Consider the following 24,962-nt stretch of genomic DNA (forward strand, 5'->3'; position numbering starts at 1 on the left):
CGCCAGCGTTCGTCCTGAGCCAGGATCAAACTCTCAATTTGAAAAGTTCAATCATTTACTCATTACTTAAATTCATTGACTGGCATTTATTATCATTCTCTGTTTAATTTTCAAAGATCAAATCTGTTAAATCTTTCTCGCTGTTTTTTCGACAGCTAAATCAGTTTAACATTTCAATTTCTCGTTGTCAAGAGTTTTTTTTATTTTTCTTTCGACCGTTTTTTCGGTTTCTCTTGGCGACAAGGAATATCTTATCAAATAAAATAAGATTGTATTTTTGTATACAACCTTATTATTTGAAATTATATTCTATTTACTCTATATTAGTATTTATTTCTTCATTTTTCGCATACTGATACTCCAGGATGTGTATCCTATACATCTATCCTATATTTATAGCATTTTTGATTTATTATTAAGAATTCTCTTTTTTCTTCTATGATAAGCAATGGCTACCATAACAGATGGTGCAGCAAAAACTGCTGATATAGCACCTATAAAGAATAAAACATTTTCCAGCATTGTACCCAATATTTTATTACTTAATAAGATTTTAATTAAAGCTACTAAAATAAGAAGTGATACTGATATAGCTGCTGTGTTTTTATATGTTTTGTTACACCTAGAATACTTATTCAAATAATTTTCTTTATCTGTATATATTGGAACAGACCCAGGTGAAGCTGCAAAGAAATGAAAAGGACCATATGAACACATATGTTGCCACCCACTATTCTCAAACAATAGAAAATACTCGTCATCCTTTTTTTCTAATTCTTTATAGTCCATCGAATAAACCAAATTCTTCCTTTCACTTTTAACTAGTCTATAACGAAACAATGTCATCTTTTCCAGAATCCATCCCTTTTTCGCCATTGCACTAAATTTTTTTATAGCTCTATCTTCATCAAATGCTAAACCCATATTCAATATATATTTATATTTCTTTTCCATTCTTCTCACCCTCCTCTAAAAATTGCAAAGCTTCTTTACCATGTTCAACCATACTAATCCTTCTATTAATATCTTTTTTCAATATTTCTTTACCCTTAGAAGTTAGAGTATATATTTTTTTTCTTACATCTTCACTAACTACTAACTTTATTAAATCTGCATTAAGTAACTTTTTTATTATTGTATAAAGACTTGCAGGGCCTATTATAAATTGACCTTGTGAAAGCTCTTGAACTTTTTGCATAATACCATATCCATGAATAGGTTCAACCAAAGTTAACAAAATATAATAGGTTGAATCTGTCAGTATATCTTCATCTAATGATTTTCCTCTAGCCATTTGATTACCTCCTTATTAGTTTAACTATCGATGATTTTGGTACATGAACGCTACATTTGTTTCGTCTTTTATTTCATTTACGAACCACATATTCGCTATCAAGATTATTTGAAAGCATAATCATATCATTCAATAATATAGTATTAAATGATATATTATTGAATGATATATCATTTAATGATATATTAGCATTCATTCCAAATTTAGTCAAGTTTTAATTTTGAAATAACTTTCAGTACATTTCTAAATTATTAAGAACCTACCGTTGTGTTTCACGACGGTAGGTTCTTTCAATTCACAGATAAGCTTTTTACAATTCACTATAAATCTGTTTTAAAAGCTCACAAGCCTTATAATCATATTCTTTTGCTTCTATAACTAAAGATGCTATTTCCTTCCTTACTTCGGGCTCCAAAAATTTTCTAAGTGCTTCTTCATTTTGGCAAAAGCCACCTTTAACCTCATTCATTTTAAATGAGCATTGCGCCGCTGCTCTGAATTGTTTTGCAGCTTCATTACATATTACAGAAATATTTTCATTGGTGCTACCTACCCATTCAATAAAACATGCTGCATATGAACGCCCCTCTCCAACCATTGCTTGAGCATCATTTTGGCACATAAGACGTTCAATCAAAATAGGTATTATTGTATTGTTTGTAAATTCATTATCATTTGTGATTTGTTTTGCCCATTCATCATAGGCAAGCTGTCCACCAGCATAAACACGTTCATATTTTCCATCTTGTGATTTTATAGAGATACTTTCTTTTGTCATAACACTAATAGCATTTTTTATTATAGATTTTTGACTTATCATACTATGTTGATTCTCTCCAACAGCAATTAATGCAATAGTGCTTTCATTTTCCCACCAACTACTACATATATAATAGCCACTATCATCTATTGTAACCCCTTTTGAAAATTCCTTATTCTCTTGAAAACAGTTCCAACCTAATAATGTGTTTCCATCTTCTCTGTATCCTGTAACCAGACATGCTTCTGGTGGCCCTATTATTCCTAATGCAATTACAGGTCTACCTTCATCTATCTCTTTTTTGATGAAATTAATAAAATCTTGTTTAGAAGAGTTTTTACGTTCTAAAACTGTATAATCTTTTCCGACACCTTCAAAAGAACGCTTAAAAACTTCATTTGGTTCTTCATAAATATTCATAATATCTACATTGCCACAATCCCAGCAATTTTTATTCCATCTTAATCTGAAAGCTGCTCCTGATACTGCCATTATATATGCATAATCCATTTTTTGACCCATATAGTTTAAACACGACTTAAGCGCAACTGGAAAAGGTGTACATTCTTCAAAAGTATATGCCACTTTAGGGACTCCGTATAAAATACAACTATCTTCTGATTTATTCATTTTTCTTTCCATATTAATACCCTCCTGAATGCTCAGGTGAGAAAATGTCATATCTTCATTTTTATAAATTACAGGAGCATATATTCCCATAAGTATTCGTCTTCGTCCAACCTTATAGGATTTCTTACGAAATTCAGAAGGATAAACTTTTGTATGTCGTTTAAATGCTCTGGTAAAAGCATCATAACTATTAAACTTGTATTCATATGCTATATCAGTCAACTTTTTTCCAGTATGAATAATATCAAATGCAGCATTTGCCAATCTTCTCTCTAGAATATATTTTGATAATGAAACACCTACATATTCTTTAAATGTTTCTCTGATATGCCTATAGGAAAACCCTGTAGCTTTTTCTAAATCATCATATTCTATATCTGACTTTATCCTTGCTTCAATAAATATTGCTGTTGACCATATAAAAAGTGAGTAATCCATTTTCAACCACCTTTCTTAGAAAATTCTTCCGGAAGTAATATTATTATAGAACACAATTTAAATAAAAACTCGACATTTTTGACCTTCATCTATAATTCTATATTTCTCTTAAATGCAAAATATGTTGCAAGAAAATAACTTATATAAACTAAAACTATTAGTGTAATTGAAATACCAATGTTCATTATAAAAACATCTCTACCCATATATGCATGTATCTCCATAGAAGTCTGCTTACTAAATACATATAAGAATATCCCAGAGCCTAACAATGCTACTATGATAGGAATATTAAAGTAAATACCTATTTGTTTCAGAATCAGTTTATTTGATTCTCTATTATCAACCCCAATTTTTCGTAGGATCTTGAACCTTTCCTTGTGTTCAAAAGAATCCGATAATTGCTGAAGTGACAGTATTGTTAAGCATATTATTAGAAAAACACCACCACAGTATATACCTAGGAATTTCATCATCAAGGCTGTTGTCTTAGTTTCATTAACTTGCTCTGTTCTTGTAGTTACACTAATAACCTCTTTGAACCCAGATTCATCACCATATTTATCATATAAATATTTATAATTCTTGATAAACCTTTCTTTTGCAAAAAACTTAACTGTTTTTGCAAACTCATAATCCATCATCTTATCTGTATTTGCATAAAAGTTTACATTTGCAATGGTTAAATCTTCACATGAATTATCAGGTATTATTATAGTAAAGTTTGTATACTTGTTATACACTCTTTCTCCTAAAGGCTCAGTATAGCATTGATTTAAATCTATATTATATGATTTCCCATGGGATTTAATTGAAGGATTTTCCTTTGTATAATTCTCAATATCACTTCTCGTAACAGTTTTTCTCCACTGCATGGCAAATTCATCATCACTTAATCTTATACTTTCATAGCCTGCCATAATTCTAAGTTTATTGTAATCACTTAAGCTAATAGCTAAAGGTGGAAATGAATCTTTTCTTCTTTTATAAAAGTCTTCTTTTTTGAGAAAATACATCTCTAGCTGACAATAATCTTGTATTTTAAATTTACTTTCATTTATATAATTATAAACTTCTTCATAATCAATTATAGCTCTATCCTTTATGTCTCGTATATCCTTATAACTTGTATCTATTTTCACATCAAAAACACTTCTCAAAGGAAGATAACCTGTAACCCATTCTGACATTATGGGTCCCATAATAAAACATACTATTGATGCAAACAATGTAACTGTAATCGTAGCCATTAATATAGATGTAGTATTTATTTTTGAAAGTAATTGACCTATTAAAAATAGGTTAGTATTCTTATATTTAAACCTAATAAACTTGTTTTTTACAAGTACAATCATGTATGCTGCTGAATAAAAGCCTGCATAAATACCTATAATCATCCCTATAGTAACCATCAAGAGAATTTTATTTTTTCCAGGTACATACTCACTAGATATGTGCATCACTTCAATATATTTTCTAATATTAAAAAATGCAAAAACATAAGAACTAAGAGATATTAATGCTATGGTTATATAACCCCATTTTCCCCTTGAAAACTGAATTTCCGTTTTTTTATCATCATTAAACATATCAATAAGCTTGATTTTTGATAAAGTCTTAATATTGAACAAACCTATTACAGTAAAAATTATTAAAAAGAATATAATTGTTTTAAAAATTGTATCTCCATAAAGTCTGAAACCAAAAGCTATTCTGCTATCAACTGTTGCAAGTATCAACACAGTCAACACATGTGAGAAGAGACTTCCTAAGACAATCCCCATTAGAATTGATATCAATCCCATTATGGAAGTTTCGATAAAAAACAGAAAAGCAAGATTTCTTTGTTCCATTCCTAAGAGTATATATGTAGCAAATTCCTTTTTACGTCTTTTTATAATGTATTTATTTACATGTGCAACTAATAAAGATAATACAGCCGTAATAAAATATGATGCATATTTCAAATATGTATATAAGAACGTAAGCTGAAATTGCCCACTAGTTATCAATTCATATTTTGAACTGGACAATGACATAAAAGAATAGAATAGAGCTACGCATGAAGTAAGGGTTACAAAATATATCAAGTAGTCTTTTATAGAACGTCTAGCATTTCTAAGAATTAGTTTAGCATACATCTCTTATATCACCACCTAGTAAAGCTACTACGTCAAGAATTTGATTAAAAAATTGTTTACGTGTATTTTCACCTTTAACCAATTCCGTAAAAATTTTTCCATCTTTGATAAACAAAATTCTATTACAGTAGCTAGCTGTAAATGAATCATGTGTTACCATTAGAATTGTTGCTCCTAATTTCTTGTTCATATCTGAAATTGTTTCAATAAGCATTTGTGATGACTTAGAATCTAATGATCCTGTTGGTTCATCAGCTAGTATAAACTTTGGATTTGTAACAATTGCTCTTGCACAGGCTCCACGTTGTTTTTGGCCTCCAGATACCTCATATGGATATTTATTTAAAATGCTTTCAATTCCTAATTGTTTAGATATCATTAGCACACGTTTTTCAATCTCATCAGCATTACATTTGTTGATTGTAAGTGCTAATGCAATATTTTCATGTATAGTTAATGTATCAAGGAGATTAAAGTCTTGAAATATAAACCCTAAATTTTCACGTCTAAACTTTGATATTCCCTTTTGAGAAATTTCTGTTATATCTTTATCTTCAATATAGATATGTCCTGCACTAACTGTATCAATAGTTGATATTACATTAAGTAAAGTTGTTTTACCGGAACCTGAAGGACCCATAACACCAACAAATTCTCCCCCGTTAATATCAAAACTAATATCATCAACCGCTTTAACTACGTTCCCTTTGTTTCCATAGTATTTTTCAATATTTTTTATACTTACTATTCTTTCCATTGTTATCACCTCTCTTTTAATTCTACAAAATTTAATATAGCTTTTGTATCACTTTTGCTTACAATAACCTTTCAACTTTGTAACATAGAGGCTTGGATAGTCCCTTTAGGGAAAGATATAGCTACCCTTGTATATTGATTTTGCTTTGATTCAATCTTAATCAAAAGTCCCAGCTTACCACATAACTTTCTAGATAGATACAGACCTATTCCTGTTGATTTTTCATTGACTCTTCCATTACTTCCTGTAAAACCTTTTTCAAATACCCTTGATAATTCATTTTTTGATATTCCTATACCATTATCTTCAATAACAAGGTTAACTCCATTTTTTAACTCTTGAGTATATATTTTTATTTCAGGAGATATGTCACACCTATATTTTACTGAATTAATAAGCAACTGATTTATAATAAATTCAATCCATTTACTATCTGAATATACTGTAGTTTGGAGATTAAATAATTCAATGTTTATGTTGTTTTTAATAAACATTTGTTTGTTTCTAATCATAACAGCATTAACGCATTTTTCTAGTGATACCTCTTTAACAAGATAGTCTTTTTCCACATTTTCACAACGTGCATAAAACATAGCTTGTTCCACAAAATTATCTATTTTTTCAAGTTCTGATAAGATAACTCTTGTTGTTTGAGATTTATTATTTTCACTTACAAGCTTTATTGAAGATATTGGGGTTTTAATTTCATGTACCCACTGCTCAATATACTCTTTGTACTCTTTTCGTTCATTCTTTATTCTAGTTATCTCTTCAATCATAGATTTGTTAGCCATCTTTAGCAAAGTATAATATGGTAATGAATCAACATACTTAGGTTCATTAATTATTTCAGAAATAAGATACCTTTTATCTAATCCTTTTGCAATCTTATACAGACTATTAAAATATTTTTTTCTTTGTATGTACTGAAAAATATAAAAAGTTATCAATATTGAATACCAAACTATAAGAATTATAAACAAGCTATAAATATTATTTCCTGAACTCATCAAAAAACATATTAATGCAACAGAGCTAATAATATTTAAAACTATTACAGATATTTTATCCTTTAAAAAATAAAAGAAGCTCATATCATATACCCCTGTCCCCTTTTAGTCTTTATAAAATCTGAAATTCCTAATTCATCAAGTTTATTTCTTATCCTTGTTATATTGACAGTTAAAGTATTATCGCTTACAAATAGCTCACTATCCCACAAATATTCAACAATATCTAGTCTAGAAACAATTTTTTCTTTATTCATTAGAAGATAATAAAATATTTTCAATTCATTTTTTGTAAGTTCCACCTCTTTAGATTTATACTCTACCTTACTTGTCAAAATATCTAGTTTTATACCTTTGTACTGAATAACATCCTGTGAATCCGTATTAGGATATGCTCTTTTTAGCAAGGCTTCTATTCTTGCAACAAGAATAGAAGTATTATATGGTTTTGTAATAAAATCATCTCCACCTAATGTAATGCTCATTAGCTCATCTACATCTGTATTTCTACTTGTGACAAATATTATAGGTATGTTTGAAAAACTTCTAATCTCAGTACACACCTTAAATCCATCATAACATGGTAAGTTGATATCAAGTATTATCAAATGTGGATTAGTTTCCTTAACTAATAAAGGTATGTTAGTAAATTCTTTAGCTAGTATAGCTTTATAACCATTCTTTGTGAGCAAATAACTTAACTCATTTCTTATCTGCTCATTATCTTCTACTATCATTATTTTAAACATTTAATTTCCCTCCTACTCTTCCTCTTCTATTCTCTTCAGACAAAAGTACACTCTTACTCCAGTTGATGTGTTCTCTATACCATATTCACTATCATGGCTCTCGAAAATCGTTTTTGCCATATTGAGTCCTAAACCAGATCCACCTAACGTCTTATTTCTAGACTTCTCAACACGGTAAAAAGGTTCCCATATTTTACCTAAATCCTTTTTTGGAATTTTTGCAGGGCTATTTTCTATAATTAAAAAACATTTATCCTCTTCTTTTTTCATACAAATATTTATTTCACCCTCTTCAGGTGTATATTGTACAGCATTACAATATAAATTACTAATTACCCTTTCGATTTTATCTTCATCAGCTAATACAAAATCTTCGTAAAGCTCCAATAAAACTTTTAGTTTCTTATCCTCAATTAAATGTTTTAATTTACTATGAGTTTTTAATACAACATCAGATAATTGAAAAATTCTTGTTTTAGATTCAACATTACAAGATTCTAGCTTAGAACTTTCTAATAAATCATGTACTAATTTGCTCATATCATTTATTTCATTTAAAATATTTTTAAAGTTTTCATTATCATTACCATCATATATTCCATCTCTTACCCCTTCACAAATACCTTTCATAACTGTTAGGGGTGTCTTTAATTCATGAGATGCATCGGCAATAAATCTTTTTCGAAACTGATCCATTTCTTCTCTTAATATGATATCCTGTTTTAATTTTTCATTAGATTTTTTAACTTCATCTAAAGTCTTTTGAAGCTTATTTGACATAGTATTGATATTTTCGCCTAGATCACTATTTCATCTTTTGATTGAACTTCACATTTTTTAGAAAAATCTAAGTTTGCCATTGTTTTTGTTACATCATTTAAATGTAACAGAGGTGTTGTAATTTTTTTTGAATAAAAATATGATGCTATAATTGCAAGAAGCATTGCTGCCAATAGTATAAATAAAAAATAACTTTTCATGATTTCAGTTGTTTCTTTTATTGGTTGCAAAGAGCTTAATGCAAATATAATCATAGGCTCTTTGTTTGGAAATAAAATAGGTTGTGCGAAAACTAAATTCTTCATCCCTGTATAATTATCTTCTTTTGAATATTGAATTACTTTATTATCTGAAAAAAGGGTATTTAAATTTTTTTGTTGCCCCAAGAACCAAAATGTTTCTTGTAATAATTGACTTTTTCTATATTCCATACTTAAATCTTTTTCACTAGTTAAATTTATTTCTGTGATAATCCCATTCAACTTTACCTCATCAGGAATATCAATTGCTATTCCTTCAGCAAGTGATATTCCTGTTCCATTTGTTATCATTATCCCTTCTTTATCACCAAATACTCCAAACAAATTATAATCTGTTGAATCAATAGTATTATTAGTTTCATAAGAGTAATCTTTACCATCAATACTAATAGTATCAGGATATACTTTATTTTGATTGTAATCAAAAAGTACTCCTTTTACTTCAATTCTTTTATTATCACCAATACTATCTATAAATTCATTATTACTGAAACCATCAATATAAATTTTATAACTCTGATTAATATCATCTTCTATCTCAAGATATGGGATATTGTATTCTTCATTTAATCCAAATTGTGGTACACCATATCTATCAAAAATTGCTACAAAAATATCACTTTCAATAGAAGCTTCCTTTAAAGAAGCCTCTATCATATCTTCTTCCATCATATTTTTTTCAATCTTATCTTTTAATGAGTTTAATGTACTAGTTACCGTTTTTTTCTTATTGTATACATAGTATTCCTCCAACTTGAAATACTGAAAAGCAAATTGAGATACTAATATAATCAATAGTACCCCTGCTGTCATAGTAAAAAGTTTTATAAATTAAGATGTAGTCCTTTTCCACTTATCTTTATATTCTCTTAACTTTTACTTCTATAAATTCATCCTTCATTAATTGGAACACTTATAGATACCTTTCCTCCTCCCAGTTCACAAGAGTTCTCAATATAAAGCTTCCCTTTATGTAATTCCGTAATAGACTTTACAATATAAAGCCCCATACCGTAATGTGTTTTTGACATTCTGCTGCTATCACCCATATAAAATTGCTTTGTAGCAAATTTTAAATTTTCCCCTGAAAATCCTTTTCCGCTATCAATTATTTTAAATATAATACTAGTATCATTACCTATAACATAAACTTCAATGGAATTTCCTTTTGAAGTATGTTCAACAGCATTTATAATAACATTCATAAGAGCTCGAAATAATAACTCTCTATCAATTATTATTTCTTTTGGAAGATTTTTTTTCAAAAATTTTACTTTTATTTCTTTAGGTACTGTAAGTGCTTTAAGTTGATTGAATATATCTTCTGTAAATTCATTTGTATTTACCTTATTTAGCTTTATACTCACCTTTGATTCCGCCTTCGAAGCATCAATAAGCATCTTTACATACTTCACTATTTGATTTGTATTTTTTTTAATAAATTTTATATAAATCTGTTGCTCTTCATCCAAATAAGAATCTTCCAGTAACTCTGCATTTCCTTTAATAATAGTAAGTGGTGTCTTTATATCATGTGCCAATGAAGATATTTGTTCTCTTTTTGTCTGTTCTAGATTCCACTGTTGTTCTAAAGAATTCTTTAATGCTAGTTTCATATCAGAAATTGATGATAATACATCATTGAATTCTTTTATTTTAGAATTTTCAACATCAAAGCTTAAGTCCTGCTCTTTTATTTTTTCAGTTGCATTCATTAAAGGTTTTAAATGCTCCTTTAAATTCTTTGCAAAAAATATGGCTATAACGAATGAAGCAAGTAAGCATCCTATAATAATTAAAATAATTATACACATTTCAGGCTTTGGAAAATGATTATTCAGCCATTCATCACTATAACGCATTTCCATATAATACTGTAGTACACATAAACCATCTTCTCTTTCAATAAAATAGTATTTTTTTGTACCTGTCCCTTGTGTTGTTAAACCTTTTGCGTATTCAGTTGCTTCCTTTAATTCTTTAGTATCCATGTTGTTGTTAACAATATTAAACTCTTTATCAAACACAACATATTTACATCCCTTTGGAATCATACTGTTTGAAATCTCAGGGGATGAAACTAAAATAGGTTTCACTTGCCGAGCCAAATTTTCTGAGTAATTAGCAGGTGTACAAAATGCAATTTTCATACTTGCCTCTATAATAGCCATACCAACTATAAATACTAAAATAAAGGAAATACCTAGTGCCATTATATATTTTAAGAAAACAGATTTCAGTGTCATGGTTCTTTTCTTAGTTTTTATCTCCATTTGTAACCAATCCCCCAAACTGTTTCAATTGTAGTCATATTAAATTTAGCTAACTTTGCTCTTATATTTTTAATGTGTTCAGCAATACAAGAACTATCGCTTTCCCCCTCATATCCAAACACGCCTTCATATATTCTTTCTTTTGAGAATACCTGTCCAGAATTTCTAGCAAGATATTCACAAATGGCGTATTCACTTTTTGTAAAAGGTACTTTTTTATTATCTACATTTACTTCTTTTGCAGATATATTGAAAGTAACTCCTGAAGCCACAAACACTCTATGCTTTTCACGGTGCTCTCTACGCAAATGAGCATTTATTCTAGCACATAATTCTCCCACTCCAAAGGGCTTTGTAATATAGTCATCTCCCCCAATTCCTAAACCATACATTATATCATTTTCCATTGTTTTTGCAGTAATAAAAAGAATAGGACAATCTACAATATCTCGAATTTTTTCACATAAAGTAAACCCATCTATATCCGGCATCATTACATCCAACAAAATCAAATCGTATCCTATAAAATCATTAATCTCAATATCCTTCACCTTACACATAGTCGTTACCAAGTGATTATCCTTTAAAAGCACGTTTTTTATAAGAATTAAAATATCCACCTCATCATCTATTACAAGAATCTTAGCCATTATATCCTCCTAAACTCTTTATCAGTGCACTGCTTATATATAAAATACTTTCAAACTAAACTTTTAAGATAATACAAAAATATAGTGACAAGTTACAAATTATGGACACCTTTCACTAACGTGAAGCTTTTAATTAAAAAGAGATTTAAATAATTCCTTTTGCTCACCAAAAGATCATTATTCCAGTTAGCGAAGCTAATAAGTCTTAGTTAAAGATTTTCTGCAAGAAAATCAACTTATCACTTATCACTTGTCACTTGTCACTAATATAGATAAACTTACGAAGTAATTTATCTATATAATATTTTTTTAGCTTTCCCATCTAGAGAACCATACAAGACTTATGGATAATAAGATATTTATCGCAAATATTATAATCAGCAATGCTCGCTGCAATTCTCCACTAACTATACCAAACATAGGCTTATTAATCTCAGAAAGAATTGCAAAATCGCATAACCTTGTTCCCCAAGCCCAAGGAACGTACTTCCAACATTCATCTCCTAAACCAGTCATCATAAGAGCAGCTATCAAAGAACCTGCTATTCCTAAACCAATTGAAGCTCCTCTACCAAGTTTCAGACTGATAACTAAATGTATTATATACAAAAATATATTTCCAAAAATTAATGCACCAGCTACTTGTGCATAGCAAATAGTTGAAACATTTTTCTCATGTAAAACAAATTGAAATCCAACAAAGAAAATTCCTAATGCTAAAACCACTGAAAAAGCAGCGATCAATAATAATAAAAGGATTTTACTTATTAATGTTGTTCCTCTCCAACTTGTTGCACTAATAAGTTCTTTATAACTACCTGCCTGTTCTTCCTGAGAAATAACCATACTGCATATTAATCCAATTAACAAAGGAAAAGCTATTGCTAAAACTTCAAAATAGCTAGTAATCTTAATTACAGTATTCCATTTTGAAAAAGAGTAATAAGCCAAAAATAATAATGAACCTATAAGGGGTATAATCAAGTGAATTATCAAAATAGGAGTATGTTTTATCTTATAAAAATCTGCTTTTAAACACCTACTTAACATAGTCATATTACGCCACCTCCTGTTTTTGGAACCATTGTACAGTTAAAAGAAGTAACAAAATGAATAAAATAATAGATAAAACAACCCCAACAAAAATAACGTTAGAATTTAACAATGTGCTTCCCTTTTCTGCTAAAAGACCATTTGGTAAAATACCCAATACCGGACACATTAATCTCGCTGTCCAGCTATATGGACACAACCACCATAATGACCCATTTGCCATTATCACACTCAAGACTATTCCTACACCACAATTTATCAATAATGCTGAAAAAACACCCATTTTCTTCGCTAAAAATAAGCAAAGGGGAATTTGCCATAATGTAGTTATTACTATCAGTATCATTGCTGCTACTCCCTTAAATAAAGAAATTAAATGAGATGAAGGAACCCATAAATATCCTACTGCAATACCACATAACAATATAAAACAAGAAAAGAAAACATATATAGTCACTAAAAATATTTTAGCTTTCCACAGTTTTTTTAATGAAATTGGCAAAGGGAAAACCCCTCTATAATTTAACTTTTTTTCTTCTTTATTATTTACTAAAACGCAAAAAAGAGGAATACAGCCCGGTAACATCAACATATACCACCAATTAAATCCATTTACCTGGTACCACATAGGTGCCAAGCCTGTAATAAAAAGTGTAACAATTGGTGCAATAAAAATCAACTTTTTAGCAAATGTTCTTTTTAATTTCATATTTTCCACTTTTATATAATCAAACACATTATTCACCACCCTTAGCATTTCTTTTTATAACATCCATGAATAATGTTTCCAAATCTTCTTCAGAATTAATTTCAGATTGATATCCTAAAACTCCGTTACTAATAATCCCAATATAATCAGCAGTTTGCTGTATCTCTGATAAATTATGGCTTGATACAATAACACTTATTCCCTGCTTTGCAAAAGAACGAATTAGTTTACGCAAATCTTGAATACCTAATGGATCAAGGCCGTTTGTAGGCTCATCTAATATCAACAATTTTGGGTGATTTAATAATGCAATGGCAATTCCTAGTCTCTGCTTCATTCCCATAGAAAACTTTCCAGCACGTTTTTTTCCTGTATTGGTCAAATTAACTATTTCAAGAACTTCTTCAATTCGTGAATCTGGCAATCCAAGAAGGATAGTTCTTACCTTTAGATTTTCTCTTGCTGTTAAATTTTCGTAAAGAGGGGGAGCTTCTATTAATGTCCCTATTTCTCCTAAATCCTTACGACTCCATAAATGATCTTTAAACAATATTTCCCCTGAAGTAGGGTGTAACATTCCAGTTATCATCTTTAAAGTAGTTGATTTTCCCGCACCATTAGGTCCAAGTAATCCATAAACTGTATTTTCTTTTACTGTAAGTTCAATGTTATTTACAGCTAAATATCCTTTGAATTTTTTACTAAGATTCTTTGTTTGTAAAATGTAATTGCTCATATTTATCATCCTTTCTATACTATAGATTTACTATAGATTATAATTTTAAGGATTTTATAAGGATTCTAAAGACAAACCATACGTAAACTTAATATATACATGTACAAAATCTCAGATATCAATGAGTTTTGGACTTTTATAGATTTATAGTGAAATGGTTTGTCCATAAAATTTAAAGTTTTACAAAAAAAATACCTAAAGCCTTTCATTAGACTTTAGGTATTCATAATTATATTTTTTTAACAGGTATCTGTATCTCGTTTAAATAATTATTTGGATTACTTTCATTCCAAGGCCCTTTTATAGGTAATTGACGAGCCATACCACATATTGTATATCCTTTTTCTTCAATCCACTTACCTAGAAAAACAAAAGCTGGTGCAATATTTGAATAATCACCTGGAACTAGAACACTAGCAGCTTGTTCTATAGGTTCAGTTTCTTTATAAACAAACCCATCTTCATCTTTTAACAATTTCTTTACACTCATAACAATTTCCACATCAACATCGCTTTCCTTATATCCCTCATCATAATAAGTTGCATAATAAAGATTGTTGCAAGAAAGTTTTTTCTTTTCAACATAGCCACTTAACTTTTCCCAAAGCATACCTTCTGAATCATAAGTTGGAATTACCTCCCTTAAAGAAATCACTTTGTAAGATGGTACTGATTTTAGTGTAACATTATAACTCATATTGACTCTCTCCTTTTTCAAGTTTTTGATGGCGGAATCGATTTTTCTGAGTTTTTCTTTCTCATCTCTAATATTAAGTTCTACTTCATTTCTTTTTTGCTTTAACATATCTTTTTGTTTTTCTACTGAATCTTCATTAATAACTAATGCTATCTCCGCTACGTTAAAGCCTAAATCACGAAGTGAAACAATAAGATTAAGAGTTTTAATCTGTGTTGCAGAATAATACCTATATCCAGTAAAACTATCTACACTTGCAGGATTAAAAAGTCCCATCTCATCATAATATCTAAGCATTCGAACAGAAACTCTTGTTAATTTTGAAAAATCTCCAATCTTAAACATTAAAACCAACTCCTAAAAATTCTTTATCTCTACATCTAGATGATAATTTAAGTATAGTGCCTCACATCATGTGAGAGTCAACATCTTATTTCTATATTTTAACATAATATTTTTTACCTTGAAATAAATCTACCGTCGTGAATCACGACGGCAGATATTATCAATTTATTTATACATTTTATTCCCAAAAACAACGGAAGATATACATAACATAGTCCCAACAATTGTAGCAAGAATGAGAATAATATTAGCCTGTGGCATTGCAGAAAAACTTTCCATAAAATGAACTTCTAATTTATACGGAGCTAGTGGGAGATTCAATCTCAAAAAGTATAAAAGACCATATCCAATAGCTATCTCCCCTAAATAGCATATAGTTCTCACTCCTTTTTTCTTGATAAAAACAATAGCTGTCCCTACAATCAAAACTATAATTAATACTATAAACATTAGTATGTATGCTCTTATATTCCCCATATCTATTGCACCCATGATAACTTTTACCGGTGCAGCATTAAGTTCTCCATCAATAATAAAATCTATAATTCCATGAAATAAAAGCAAAGAACCACAGGTCAATATAATATATAAACTTATTCCTAAAATAATAGCAAAAATAAATGTATTAACTACTGTAAACTTCCTAGTAACAGGTACATATTCAAATAATCTTTCTTTTTCATGAAATATCATATTAATTTCCCATACACACAGGGCAGGTAAAAATATAATCATAAAGGTTAATGGTGAATCCCATCCAAATATTACTCCATTCATTAAAATCATAATAAATATTCCAAATATTGTTCCAATTAACTTTAGAGGATTATGATTTTCAACTCTATTCATTGATAAAGTATTAAACAAAAGTCTTTGATATGCGATAATACTCTTAACCATATTTAACACCCTTCCCTTTATATAATCTATAAGAAATGAAAAGTGACAACGGCAATGCAATAGCAACAATAGACAATAAGTCAAATAGTATTTCATTAAAATTTGTCATAGTGTTAAGTGTTTTAATAAGATTAATTTTGTTTGAATCAAGTGTAACAAGGAATGTCTTCTTATATATTACCAAGGAAATAAACATCACAAAATACCCTATAATATAGAGAATCCATCTTGTTATTCTTTTATTGACAAAAAACATTGGTATAAAAATACTCATTATAATTAAGTATATTAAAAATAGTACTACCACCACTTTCCATCCATATATAAATGATAATATTGTTTCGAAACCACCAAAATCTAATTTAGGAATAATGTGAGTAATCAACCCAAAAATAGATAATATCCCCATAATAATTAGCCCTGCTAACACTAAAGCGCCAATAATAAATAGATAAATATTTACTATAGTATATATTTTTGAAACAGGAAGAATTTCTAGTATTTTATTCTCTGATTTTATAATGTTTCTAACCATAACTAATCCTAACATTATAGGAACATATGTCATAGCTCCATAACCTAAAATATCAGATAAAAAAAACACACCCATATAAGTAAAGAAATATTTAAGAGCATACATTTTTGATTTACTCTGTAAATCAGTAGAAATTGATAATATCTTATGAAAGTTCACGATTCTATTCATCATTTGCTGCACCTCTATAAATCATAATATCTTCAATAGTTGGTCTAGATGTTTTTATTCCTTCAATATCTTGTAGGTTATACTTTGATAAAGCTACCCCTTGATAACCAAAAATTGTTTCTCTTACACCAATAATTTTTTCTTTTATCTCATCTGTCATAGCTTCTTTATCTACATGAACGACAGAAAATTTATTAACTAATTCATCTTTTTCTTCCGTGAAAACAATATTCCCATTATCAATAGCAGTTATATAATCCGCTATTTTCTCTAAATCACTTGTTATATGAGTAGATAATAATATTGCCATTTCTTCCTTTTGCATAAGTTCCATAAAAAGTTCAATAACCTCTGCCCTTGCAACAGGATCTAATCCTGCAGTAGGCTCATCAAGTATTATTAAATCAGGGTCATGACATACAGCCATTACAATATTGAATTTCATCTGCATTCCCTTTGAATAAGCTGAAAGTTTTTTCTTTGGATCAAGTTCAAATCTTTCCATTAACTCGTAAAATTTATCATAATCAAACTTTTCATAAAAAGGTGCTATCATCTTCATTACTTTTATTGGCTTTATATTTAAAGGATACATTAATTTATCATAAACAACCCCAATTTTTGATTTAACTATTTTTTCATTACCATACATGGGAATACCATCAAAGAGAACTTCACCATTGTCTTTTTCAATTTTATTTATTATTGTATTTATAAGAGTTGTTTTACCTGCTCCGTTTTTTCCTATAAGACCCATTATAGTACCTTTCTCCACAGAAAGATTAATATTATTTAAAGAAAACTTACTAACTTTAGCACTTAAATTATTTATCTCTAATGCTCTATTCTCCATCATTACTCCCCCCATATATTTCATTTAGAACTTGTAGCATTTCATCTCTGCTTATTCCTGTTGTATTAGTAAATTCTTTTATTTCTAAAAGTCTCTCTTTTAACATTTCAAGATGTATCTCTTTTACTTTTTCTTTATCAATATCTGCAACAAAACAACCTCGTCCTTGTAAGTTTACGATAATACCTTCATTTTCTAATTCTTTATATGCACGTTTCACAGTTACAATGCCAACTTTCAAATCCTTTGCCATAAGTCTTATGGATGGTAACTGCTCTTTAGCTTTTAATTTTCCGCTAAGTACCATCTCTTTTATTTGATTTTGGATTTGTTCATAAATAGGTGTTTGTGAAAGAGTAGAAATTAAAATATTCATATATTTTCCTCCTTGCTTACTGTAATTATATAATAGACACAGTAGATAATCAATATGGATACTCAAAAAAAGACTACAAATGATTTTTATTTGTAGTCTAGTTATTTTTATTTGAATTTATCATATCCACTAATAAAATCCTCTATTACGGTTAAACCACAAAAAGTAATTTAGTTCAACTTACTTTTTGTGGTTTAACCTTATTACATTATGACTATTTTAGGAATACTGTCATTCCATATGATACCGCCCAACTTATTACTATTACAACTGAAATAACTGTTGTTAAAATACTTCTTTTTTCACATATACCTTTACCTGATTTGACATTATGAGCTTTTAATGATAAATAATTCACTAATATACCACATAGTATTACAAGGGTAAATCCAATCTGTACAAGTGATTCAGAAACAATATTTGAACAAAACAAAACATTAACTATGGTGCTGCAGACCATCAACGATAAATATACACTCAACAGCACATTATTTCTAAAAGATTTCATAATATATCTCCCCGCTTAACCATTTTTATAATATAATCAACTATTTATTCATCCAGTTTCTTTATTTTATAAACATAAGCAAAAGCTAAACTTGCTATAACTATCCATACTAATAAAACTAAAATACTAACTTTTCCGCTTAATAAACTCTCTCCATTAATTAAATTTTCCATAAGCTTATTTGCATGATATGTTGGAATGAAATTAGCGATTATTTCAAATGTTTTATTCAGACTTGCAAGTGTCGGTATTATAAGAAAACCCATAGTAATAGGCATACCTACAGTTCCTGATGCCATTTGATTCTTTGATAATAAACCAATCACTGCTCCAATAATAACCATGCTAATAGATAAAATAAGTCCAACAATAAAAAACTGAACGAAATATTGAAAATCTAATCCAAATATTATAAAAATAAAAATATTACTAAAGTTAGCTATAAGAATTGTTACTAATGCTTTCCCTAATAAAAACTCCATCGGTGAAACTCCAGATAGCATAAGCGTTTTTAGAGTGTTTTTTTCCTTTTCTTCTGCTATTAACATAGCTATAACAAAAGATGCTACCATACAAAAATTCATATTTGTACAAGTTGCTAAAATCATACTTACTCCCTCACTACTTTTGAAAAGCCTTGAGTATATTAGTGAAAATATTATAGGTAGTGCACTCATTAGTAAAATATTTGCATTTTTCTTTAAATCCTTTGTTTCTTTTATAAATAAAGCATTGACTTTTTTCATCGAAAATTCCATTATAATCCCCTCCCAGTTAAGCTTAAGAATATTTCTTCTAAATTAGGTTCCTTCGAATGAATGGTAAGTAATTTATTGTTCAACATCCAATTTTTAATCTTATCAGCGCCCTCTTTATCATTTTTAACCAAAACCTTTTCCCTATTTGGTTTTAATTTAACTTCAATAATATTTTCAGAATAATTCAGTTTAAGATTTTCCGGTGTATCTATCTCAACTATCTCTCCATCATTCAAGAATGCAACTCTATCACATAACTTATCTGCTTCTTCCATCTTGTGAGTAGTTAAAAAGATTGTTGTACCTTCTTCATTCAATCCTTTAAGTAATTTATGAATTTCTTTTGCAGTTCCAGGATCTAAAGCTGATGTTGGTTCATCTAAAAATAGTATCTTAGGCTTATGAATCAAAGTCCTTGCTAACATAAGTCTTTGTTTCATCCCTTTTGAAAGCTTTTTAGCTTCTTTTTTCTTATCCTCAAAAAGGTTAACTCTCTCTAATATTTCATATACTCTTTTTTTATCTACACCATATATCTTAGCAAACAACATAAGATTCTCTTCTACTGAAAGTCTCTCATATAAGCCACTGTTATCTGATAACACACCTATTTCTCTAAATACATCTCTTTTAATAGAAGAAATATCATTATTTAAAATCTTAGCTTCACCACTTGAAGGTATGAGTTGAGATGTTAATATTTTAATTGTAGTAGTTTTACCTGCTCCACTTGGGCCAAGAAACCCAAAAACCTCTCCCTTTTTTACTGTGAAGTTTATTCTCTTTAAAGCATCTTTATCTTTAAATTGTTTACTTACATTTTTCATTTCAATTATATTTTCCATATCCATTACTCCTTCCTGATTTGACTGTGGTTCAATTATGACACGTAATGAATATAGCTTCTATAAAATACCCATGAAAGGAGTAAAATCACCCTTAAAGGCTGTAGTTTTAATGATGAATAATCACTGTTTTCTCTATGTTAGTTACAAGTGATAAGTGATAAGTTAAGGTTGATTTTCTTGTAGAAAATCTTTAACTAATCCTATATCACCTTCGGTGATAGAATAATGTATTTACAACTTCAAAATTCCCTTTAACTCCTCAACCCTGCCTTTAGATAAAGGTATTGAGCTTTTATTCTTATCATCTAAAATAAGGCTATAGCTATTTCTTGTCCAAGTAATAACCTCTCTTACTTTTTGAAGATTAACCAAATAACTTCTATGACATCTAAAGAATCCTATATACTTTAGCCTCTCTTCTAACTTACTAAGAGTAAATGAACATGGAAATTTCTCTGATCCTACATTTATATAAGTAACTCCATCTAAACTTTCTATAAAATTAATCTCCATAGGATTAAACAATATTATTTTTTCGTTTATTTTAACTGGAATTTTATCTATTTTAAAGGAAGGTTTATCTGATTCCTCTACTTCATTAGGTGAATTTTCGTTTTCTTCAACCTTTAAATTACTCTTTTCAGCTTCCAATTTACTCTCCTCAACCCTAGATTTACTCTCAATAGGCTTAAATCCGTTCTCATCTAACATATAAGAATCTGCTTCTAATAGAATAACCTCCTCCAAAGCTACGGAAAATGCAATTATAGAAATCCCTAAAGAATTCATATATGGTATGCTCTCTCTGATTATTAATGTACTTTCTCTATCCAAATTCATAGTAGGTTCTTGAACTAGTAAAATTTTAGGATCACTAATAAGAGCTCTTGCAAAACTAATCCTCTTTTTTTGAGAATAGGTTAAAGAACTTATTTTATCTTTAGCTATATCTAGTAATCCAAATTTAACCATAACCTTTTTTAAATCAAATTTTGAGTCATGTATTCTATGAAAAAACTTTAAATAATCATAAACATTTAGTCTTTCATAAAATCCTTCTTCTTTTAAAATAACTGATATTGTATTTCTGTATTTTTTCAAATATTGACTATTATTAATATCATTAATATAAACCTTTCCCTTAGGTGGAAGTATATAACCTAAAATGATATCTATCAAAAGTAAAGTTATATCCTCTGAAGTCTTTATACTAATACTTTGTCCTTCTTTTAACTGTAAATTCAAGTCATCTATCAATGTTACGTTTTTTTCTTTCTTGGAAACTTCTTTAATTGTTAATATATCCATATAATTCTACCTCCAAATCTGAAATTAATTATATCATATTATGGAAATGATGGGATTTATAAATTCCTCGTATAGTCAAAAATACCTGCCGTTGTATTTTGACGACGGCAGGTATTTCACATCTAATTCTTATTCTCTAAATATAATACTAAAAACAATGAATAGCAAAATAGCACACATAATAATTACACTGATAGGATTCCCAAAATTAAAAGTATGCCCTAAACCAAGTCTTTTGGGTACCATAATAGATGGGTCATTTTTATTATAATAGATAAAACCGTAAATCCAATGGTCATCATCATCTACTTCTATTACTTCATTGTTTTCCTCTTCTTCAAATCCAACTTTAACTTTATCTCCATGAATTCCTGTAGTCATTACAAATATAATAAAAGAAATAAATATAATAACTAATGGTATTATTGTTAGTGCAAAAGTAACTTTCTCGTTTATCCCTGCAAAACCTAGTGTTACTAATTGAAAATATGTCATAGATACAGTTACCATAGTTCCTATAACTCCCAATAATATTACCATGCGATTCGCAGCAACTTTAAGTTGTATTTCAGAAGTTCTAGGTTTTCTAGGATCTATTTTTCTTTTGCTATATCTAACACTATATATTGCTACAAAATAAATTAGTACTATAGTTCCCATTTGTATTAAAGGTAACATAAAAGCGTTAAATAATGTTTTATCTACAAAATTATTCGCAATACCTTTTTCATTAAACCGAATAGGAATTTGATCAGGTACCAAATGGTAGTTTAGAGCTGTAACTACAATTGAAGCAACGGCCAGTCCTAAAGGTATTATAAATACCCATTTTCCTGTTATATACTCCTTTTTCCTTGGTTCCAAAGAAGCGATAATCACAGATTTCTTGTAATCACCTTTATGAGTTTTAATAATATTTTCTTTAAAAGTTTTTACTTCTAAATTAGCACCTCTATATAATACAATAGTCAATACCATCCATAGAAAAATATAAATTATAATCATAAGATTATGCACATACACAAAGTCTAATAAAATAGCTGCAATTGTTAAGATGCTCCCGAACATAGTATATTTTTTCAAATAATTTCTAGTAACATTAATTATTTTATCATCATATCGATGATTACTTGGAATAGTTACACCATATATAATTTGATTACCGGAAAAACGTCCAATAAACATTCCTAGTAAAAACATACCTACATAAACTATGAAATTTATCAAAAACAATGTTTTCATAATACTCGCCTCCTATAGGTTGGCTTAAGAATTAGTTCTACTTATCTTTTAAAAATATGAAGTTTTATCATTTTTCAAAGGATAATAATAGAAGTTGTTCTTAAACGATCCTTTTTCTTAATTGTGTACTATAAATATTTTCTAATAAGCTGTTTCAACTTATCAGTATCTCCATCCACATAGCGGTATATCATTAATAAAGGATCAATAGCTTCTAATAAAGCTTCCTCTTTGTATTGCAGCTTTATTCTCTCAATGTCAGGATTAATAAAAGTACCTTTTTTCTTATTAATCATAATCCAACCTTCATTTTCAAGGATTTTATATGATTTATTTACTGTATGTAGATTAATTCCTAAGTCTGCCGCTAACTGACGTACAGAAGGTACTTGGACTCCATCTTTTAATTCACCATCAATAATTTTTTTAATTATTTGAGACTTTATTTGCTCATAGATTGGTACTTGGCTCTGAATATCTACTTGTATCACTATTTTACAACCTCCTATATATTAGTTGACAGTTGACGGTGTACAGTTGACAATAAAGGTTGATTTTCCCTCAGAAAATCTTTAAATGATTAAAGAAATAACATTTTTTTATTATATCTGTTATACTTTTAATATAATACCCGTTTTTGGTTTTGTCAACATTTATTAATGGTAAATATCATAATAATATTTATTATTTACGGTATGAGGTAATACTAAAAATAACTATAAAAACTCTTTCTTGAAATAAATTATCACAAGAAAGAGTTTTTAGTTCATATAATTAATATTCTAGTTTTATTGATTAACAAGTGTATTAATTTTATATATTAAATTCATCATCATTTTAAAACACAACCAAATAAACAAAATGTGCTGACACTCCAGCAACCAGGCCACCAATTGTATGACTTATCAAAGCTGGTGATATAAGTTCTCTATGTTTTAATGCATCCATCATTCCTACATGGGTACTTAAATATCCGCTCCAACACATCCCCATGGCAGTGAATACAGCAATATCATTACCTGATATTAATCCTAAATCTAAGAATTTTGGCACCAAACTAATGGCTGCTCCAACAGCTCCCAAAGAAGTTATTGGAAAAGCTATAGCTTCTGGACTAGTAAATCCGAATAATGGTTTCATAATAGGCGATAAAAAATCTCCAACTCTAGGTAATAGTGCAACCCCCTCAAAAGCAAGTCCTTGATATCCAATAGCCGGATCTTGAGGACCGAAGGTTAAAGTCATAATTATAGTACATACAAATAGAAGCCCAGGAATAATTGCTATTCCCATTTTCACTCCATTTTTGCCTCCCTCAAGCATGGCAGTCATAAATCTTATAAAAAATGAATCATCTGAATTTTCTTCTGACAATCCAGCTTTATTAGCTGATAATTCTGAATTATCTTTACAAACTTGTACTCTTTTATTTCTCAAAAATCCTCTTTTACGTTTAATTTTATATGCCATAATTCGTACACTAACAATACTCCCAATTATAGCTCCTAAATTTCCTATCAAAGCTTCTTTGAAAAATCCAAACCCCATCATAAAGGTAGTAAGGATTAAACCCATACCAAAAGACGTTCCTAAATTACAAAGGCATGGTACTTCATCTTCCTTGAAATACTGGAGATAACATTCATCATTAGCAAGTGTTATTATTGCAGGATTATCTGATAGATAAGTTGTTGTAATTCCTAAAAATGCAGCTCCAGGCAAATTATATAAAGGTCTCATTAATGGTGAGAATATTTTATTTAGTATTTTTACTACCCCAAACTCTGACGCAAGATTGCCGAAAGCACCCATTATAACAGATATTGCACATATTTTTATGGCTGTTTCAAGTAAAAGTCTATATGCTGTTTCCATAAGTGATGAAAATAAGTTTGATGTACCCATATTAATACATAAATAACCTACAAAAAGACTTACAAGAGCTATAAAAATAATTGTGTATATTCCTTCTTTATGTTTTTTTGTAAATAGTGTATATTTAGATTCTTTCTTTCCAATAAAGCTATTCATATGGCGCCTCCCACACATGTTAGTATTTGAATATTATATAGTAAATTATATGATAGGAGGCGCTTATATTCTATACAGCAATCCAGTTAATAATTAGCAGTTTCACAGAAGAATAAAGCACACATAGAAAGAAAGTATAAATTAGATTTA

Annotated in this window: 26 protein-coding genes; all 26 read right to left on the minus strand. The window is 28.9% G+C overall.

Annotation, left to right across the window (positions count from 1 at the left end; genetic code table 11):
* Positions 1–393 precede the first annotated feature (393 nt).
* Positions 394–954: a DUF2812 domain-containing protein gene (locus ACQ3F0_RS13810; RefSeq protein ID WP_428865896.1), complete on the minus strand. Its 561-nt coding sequence runs from the start codon at positions 952–954 to the stop codon at positions 394–396.
* A complete protein-coding gene (locus ACQ3F0_RS13815; RefSeq protein WP_428865897.1) occupies positions 938–1,294 on the minus strand; it encodes a PadR family transcriptional regulator in 357 nt (118 codons plus the stop codon). Before ACQ3F0_RS13815 ends, ACQ3F0_RS13810 begins: the two co-directional genes overlap by 17 nt.
* Positions 1,295–1,604: 310 nt before the next feature.
* Complete coding sequence (locus ACQ3F0_RS13820) at positions 1,605–3,122, minus strand: helix-turn-helix domain-containing protein (protein WP_428865898.1); 1,518 nt, start codon at positions 3,120–3,122, stop codon at positions 1,605–1,607.
* An 89-nt stretch (positions 3,123–3,211) separates the two neighbouring features.
* Positions 3,212–5,263, minus strand: a complete 2,052-nt coding sequence (locus ACQ3F0_RS13825; protein ID WP_428865899.1) for an FtsX-like permease family protein — start codon at positions 5,261–5,263, stop codon at positions 3,212–3,214.
* Positions 5,253–6,020 carry an ABC transporter ATP-binding protein gene (locus ACQ3F0_RS13830; protein ID WP_428865900.1) on the minus strand — a complete coding sequence of 256 codons (768 nt, stop codon included), beginning with the start codon at positions 6,018–6,020 and terminating at the stop codon, positions 5,253–5,255. Before ACQ3F0_RS13830 ends, ACQ3F0_RS13825 begins: the two co-directional genes overlap by 11 nt.
* A 71-nt stretch (positions 6,021–6,091) precedes the next feature.
* Positions 6,092–7,114, minus strand: coding sequence for a sensor histidine kinase (locus ACQ3F0_RS13835; protein WP_428865901.1), 1,023 nt, complete (start codon positions 7,112–7,114; stop codon positions 6,092–6,094).
* Positions 7,111–7,779 (minus strand): response regulator transcription factor, encoded by a 669-nt coding sequence (locus tag ACQ3F0_RS13840; protein WP_428865902.1) that lies wholly within the window; start codon positions 7,777–7,779, stop codon positions 7,111–7,113. The genes ACQ3F0_RS13835 and ACQ3F0_RS13840 overlap by 4 nt, the downstream gene beginning before the upstream one ends.
* A 12-nt stretch (positions 7,780–7,791) precedes the next feature.
* Positions 7,792–8,559, minus strand: coding sequence for a sensor histidine kinase (locus tag ACQ3F0_RS13845; RefSeq protein WP_428865903.1), 768 nt, complete (start codon positions 8,557–8,559; stop codon positions 7,792–7,794).
* A 17-nt stretch (positions 8,560–8,576) separates the two neighbouring features.
* Positions 8,577–9,614, minus strand: a complete 1,038-nt coding sequence (locus ACQ3F0_RS13850; RefSeq protein ID WP_428865904.1) for a HAMP domain-containing protein — start codon at positions 9,612–9,614, stop codon at positions 8,577–8,579.
* Positions 9,615–9,709: 95 nt separating this feature from the next.
* Positions 9,710–11,092: a sensor histidine kinase gene (locus ACQ3F0_RS13855; RefSeq protein WP_428865905.1), complete on the minus strand. Its 1,383-nt coding sequence runs from the start codon at positions 11,090–11,092 to the stop codon at positions 9,710–9,712.
* Entirely contained in the window at positions 11,083–11,742 is a 660-nt protein-coding gene (locus ACQ3F0_RS13860; protein ID WP_428865906.1) for a response regulator transcription factor, read from the minus strand. Before ACQ3F0_RS13860 ends, ACQ3F0_RS13855 begins: the two co-directional genes overlap by 10 nt.
* Before the next feature lie 309 nt (positions 11,743–12,051).
* Positions 12,052–12,798 (minus strand): lantibiotic immunity ABC transporter MutG family permease subunit, encoded by a 747-nt coding sequence (locus ACQ3F0_RS13865; RefSeq protein WP_428865907.1) that lies wholly within the window; start codon positions 12,796–12,798, stop codon positions 12,052–12,054.
* Between the two features lies 1 nt (position 12,799).
* Positions 12,800–13,531, minus strand: a complete 732-nt coding sequence (locus ACQ3F0_RS13870) for a lantibiotic immunity ABC transporter MutE/EpiE family permease subunit (RefSeq protein WP_428865908.1) — start codon at positions 13,529–13,531, stop codon at positions 12,800–12,802.
* Between the two features lies 1 nt (position 13,532).
* Entirely contained in the window at positions 13,533–14,240 is a 708-nt protein-coding gene (locus ACQ3F0_RS13875; RefSeq protein WP_428865909.1) for a lantibiotic protection ABC transporter ATP-binding protein, read from the minus strand.
* Positions 14,241–14,469: 229 nt separating this feature from the next.
* Positions 14,470–15,282 (minus strand): MerR family transcriptional regulator, encoded by an 813-nt coding sequence (locus ACQ3F0_RS13880; RefSeq protein ID WP_428865910.1) that lies wholly within the window; start codon positions 15,280–15,282, stop codon positions 14,470–14,472.
* A 165-nt stretch (positions 15,283–15,447) separates the two neighbouring features.
* Positions 15,448–16,182 carry a hypothetical protein gene (locus ACQ3F0_RS13885; protein WP_428865911.1) on the minus strand — a complete coding sequence of 245 codons (735 nt, stop codon included), beginning with the start codon at positions 16,180–16,182 and terminating at the stop codon, positions 15,448–15,450.
* Positions 16,175–16,891 (minus strand): hypothetical protein, encoded by a 717-nt coding sequence (locus tag ACQ3F0_RS13890; RefSeq protein WP_428865912.1) that lies wholly within the window; start codon positions 16,889–16,891, stop codon positions 16,175–16,177. The genes ACQ3F0_RS13885 and ACQ3F0_RS13890 overlap by 8 nt, the downstream gene beginning before the upstream one ends.
* Positions 16,881–17,744, minus strand: coding sequence for an ABC transporter ATP-binding protein (locus ACQ3F0_RS13895; RefSeq protein ID WP_428865913.1), 864 nt, complete (start codon positions 17,742–17,744; stop codon positions 16,881–16,883). Before ACQ3F0_RS13895 ends, ACQ3F0_RS13890 begins: the two co-directional genes overlap by 11 nt.
* Positions 17,731–18,117, minus strand: a complete 387-nt coding sequence (locus tag ACQ3F0_RS13900; RefSeq protein WP_428865914.1) for a GntR family transcriptional regulator — start codon at positions 18,115–18,117, stop codon at positions 17,731–17,733. Before ACQ3F0_RS13900 ends, ACQ3F0_RS13895 begins: the two co-directional genes overlap by 14 nt.
* A gap of 214 nt (positions 18,118–18,331) precedes the next feature.
* Positions 18,332–18,625: a hypothetical protein gene (locus tag ACQ3F0_RS13905; RefSeq protein ID WP_428865915.1), complete on the minus strand. Its 294-nt coding sequence runs from the start codon at positions 18,623–18,625 to the stop codon at positions 18,332–18,334.
* Between the two features lie 44 nt (positions 18,626–18,669).
* Positions 18,670–19,383, minus strand: coding sequence for an ABC transporter permease (locus ACQ3F0_RS13910; protein ID WP_428865916.1), 714 nt, complete (start codon positions 19,381–19,383; stop codon positions 18,670–18,672).
* Entirely contained in the window at positions 19,383–20,228 is an 846-nt protein-coding gene (locus ACQ3F0_RS13915; RefSeq protein ID WP_428865917.1) for an ABC transporter ATP-binding protein, read from the minus strand. The genes ACQ3F0_RS13910 and ACQ3F0_RS13915 overlap by 1 nt, the downstream gene beginning before the upstream one ends.
* A 234-nt stretch (positions 20,229–20,462) precedes the next feature.
* Positions 20,463–21,539, minus strand: a complete 1,077-nt coding sequence (locus ACQ3F0_RS13920) for a LytTR family transcriptional regulator DNA-binding domain-containing protein (protein WP_428865918.1) — start codon at positions 21,537–21,539, stop codon at positions 20,463–20,465.
* Between the two features lie 129 nt (positions 21,540–21,668).
* Complete coding sequence (locus tag ACQ3F0_RS13925; RefSeq protein ID WP_428865919.1) at positions 21,669–22,781, minus strand: DUF5808 domain-containing protein; 1,113 nt, start codon at positions 22,779–22,781, stop codon at positions 21,669–21,671.
* A gap of 128 nt (positions 22,782–22,909) precedes the next feature.
* Entirely contained in the window at positions 22,910–23,272 is a 363-nt protein-coding gene (locus tag ACQ3F0_RS13930; RefSeq protein ID WP_428865920.1) for a GntR family transcriptional regulator, read from the minus strand.
* A 346-nt stretch (positions 23,273–23,618) separates the two neighbouring features.
* A complete protein-coding gene (locus ACQ3F0_RS13935) occupies positions 23,619–24,812 on the minus strand; it encodes a CD0519/CD1768 family membrane protein (RefSeq protein WP_428865921.1) in 1,194 nt (397 codons plus the stop codon).
* Between the last annotated feature and the right edge of the window lie 150 nt (positions 24,813–24,962).

The organism is Clostridium sediminicola (assembly GCF_050402865.1).
GTDB classification, from domain to species: Bacteria; Bacillota; Clostridia; order Clostridiales; family Clostridiaceae; genus Clostridium_AF; species Clostridium_AF sediminicola.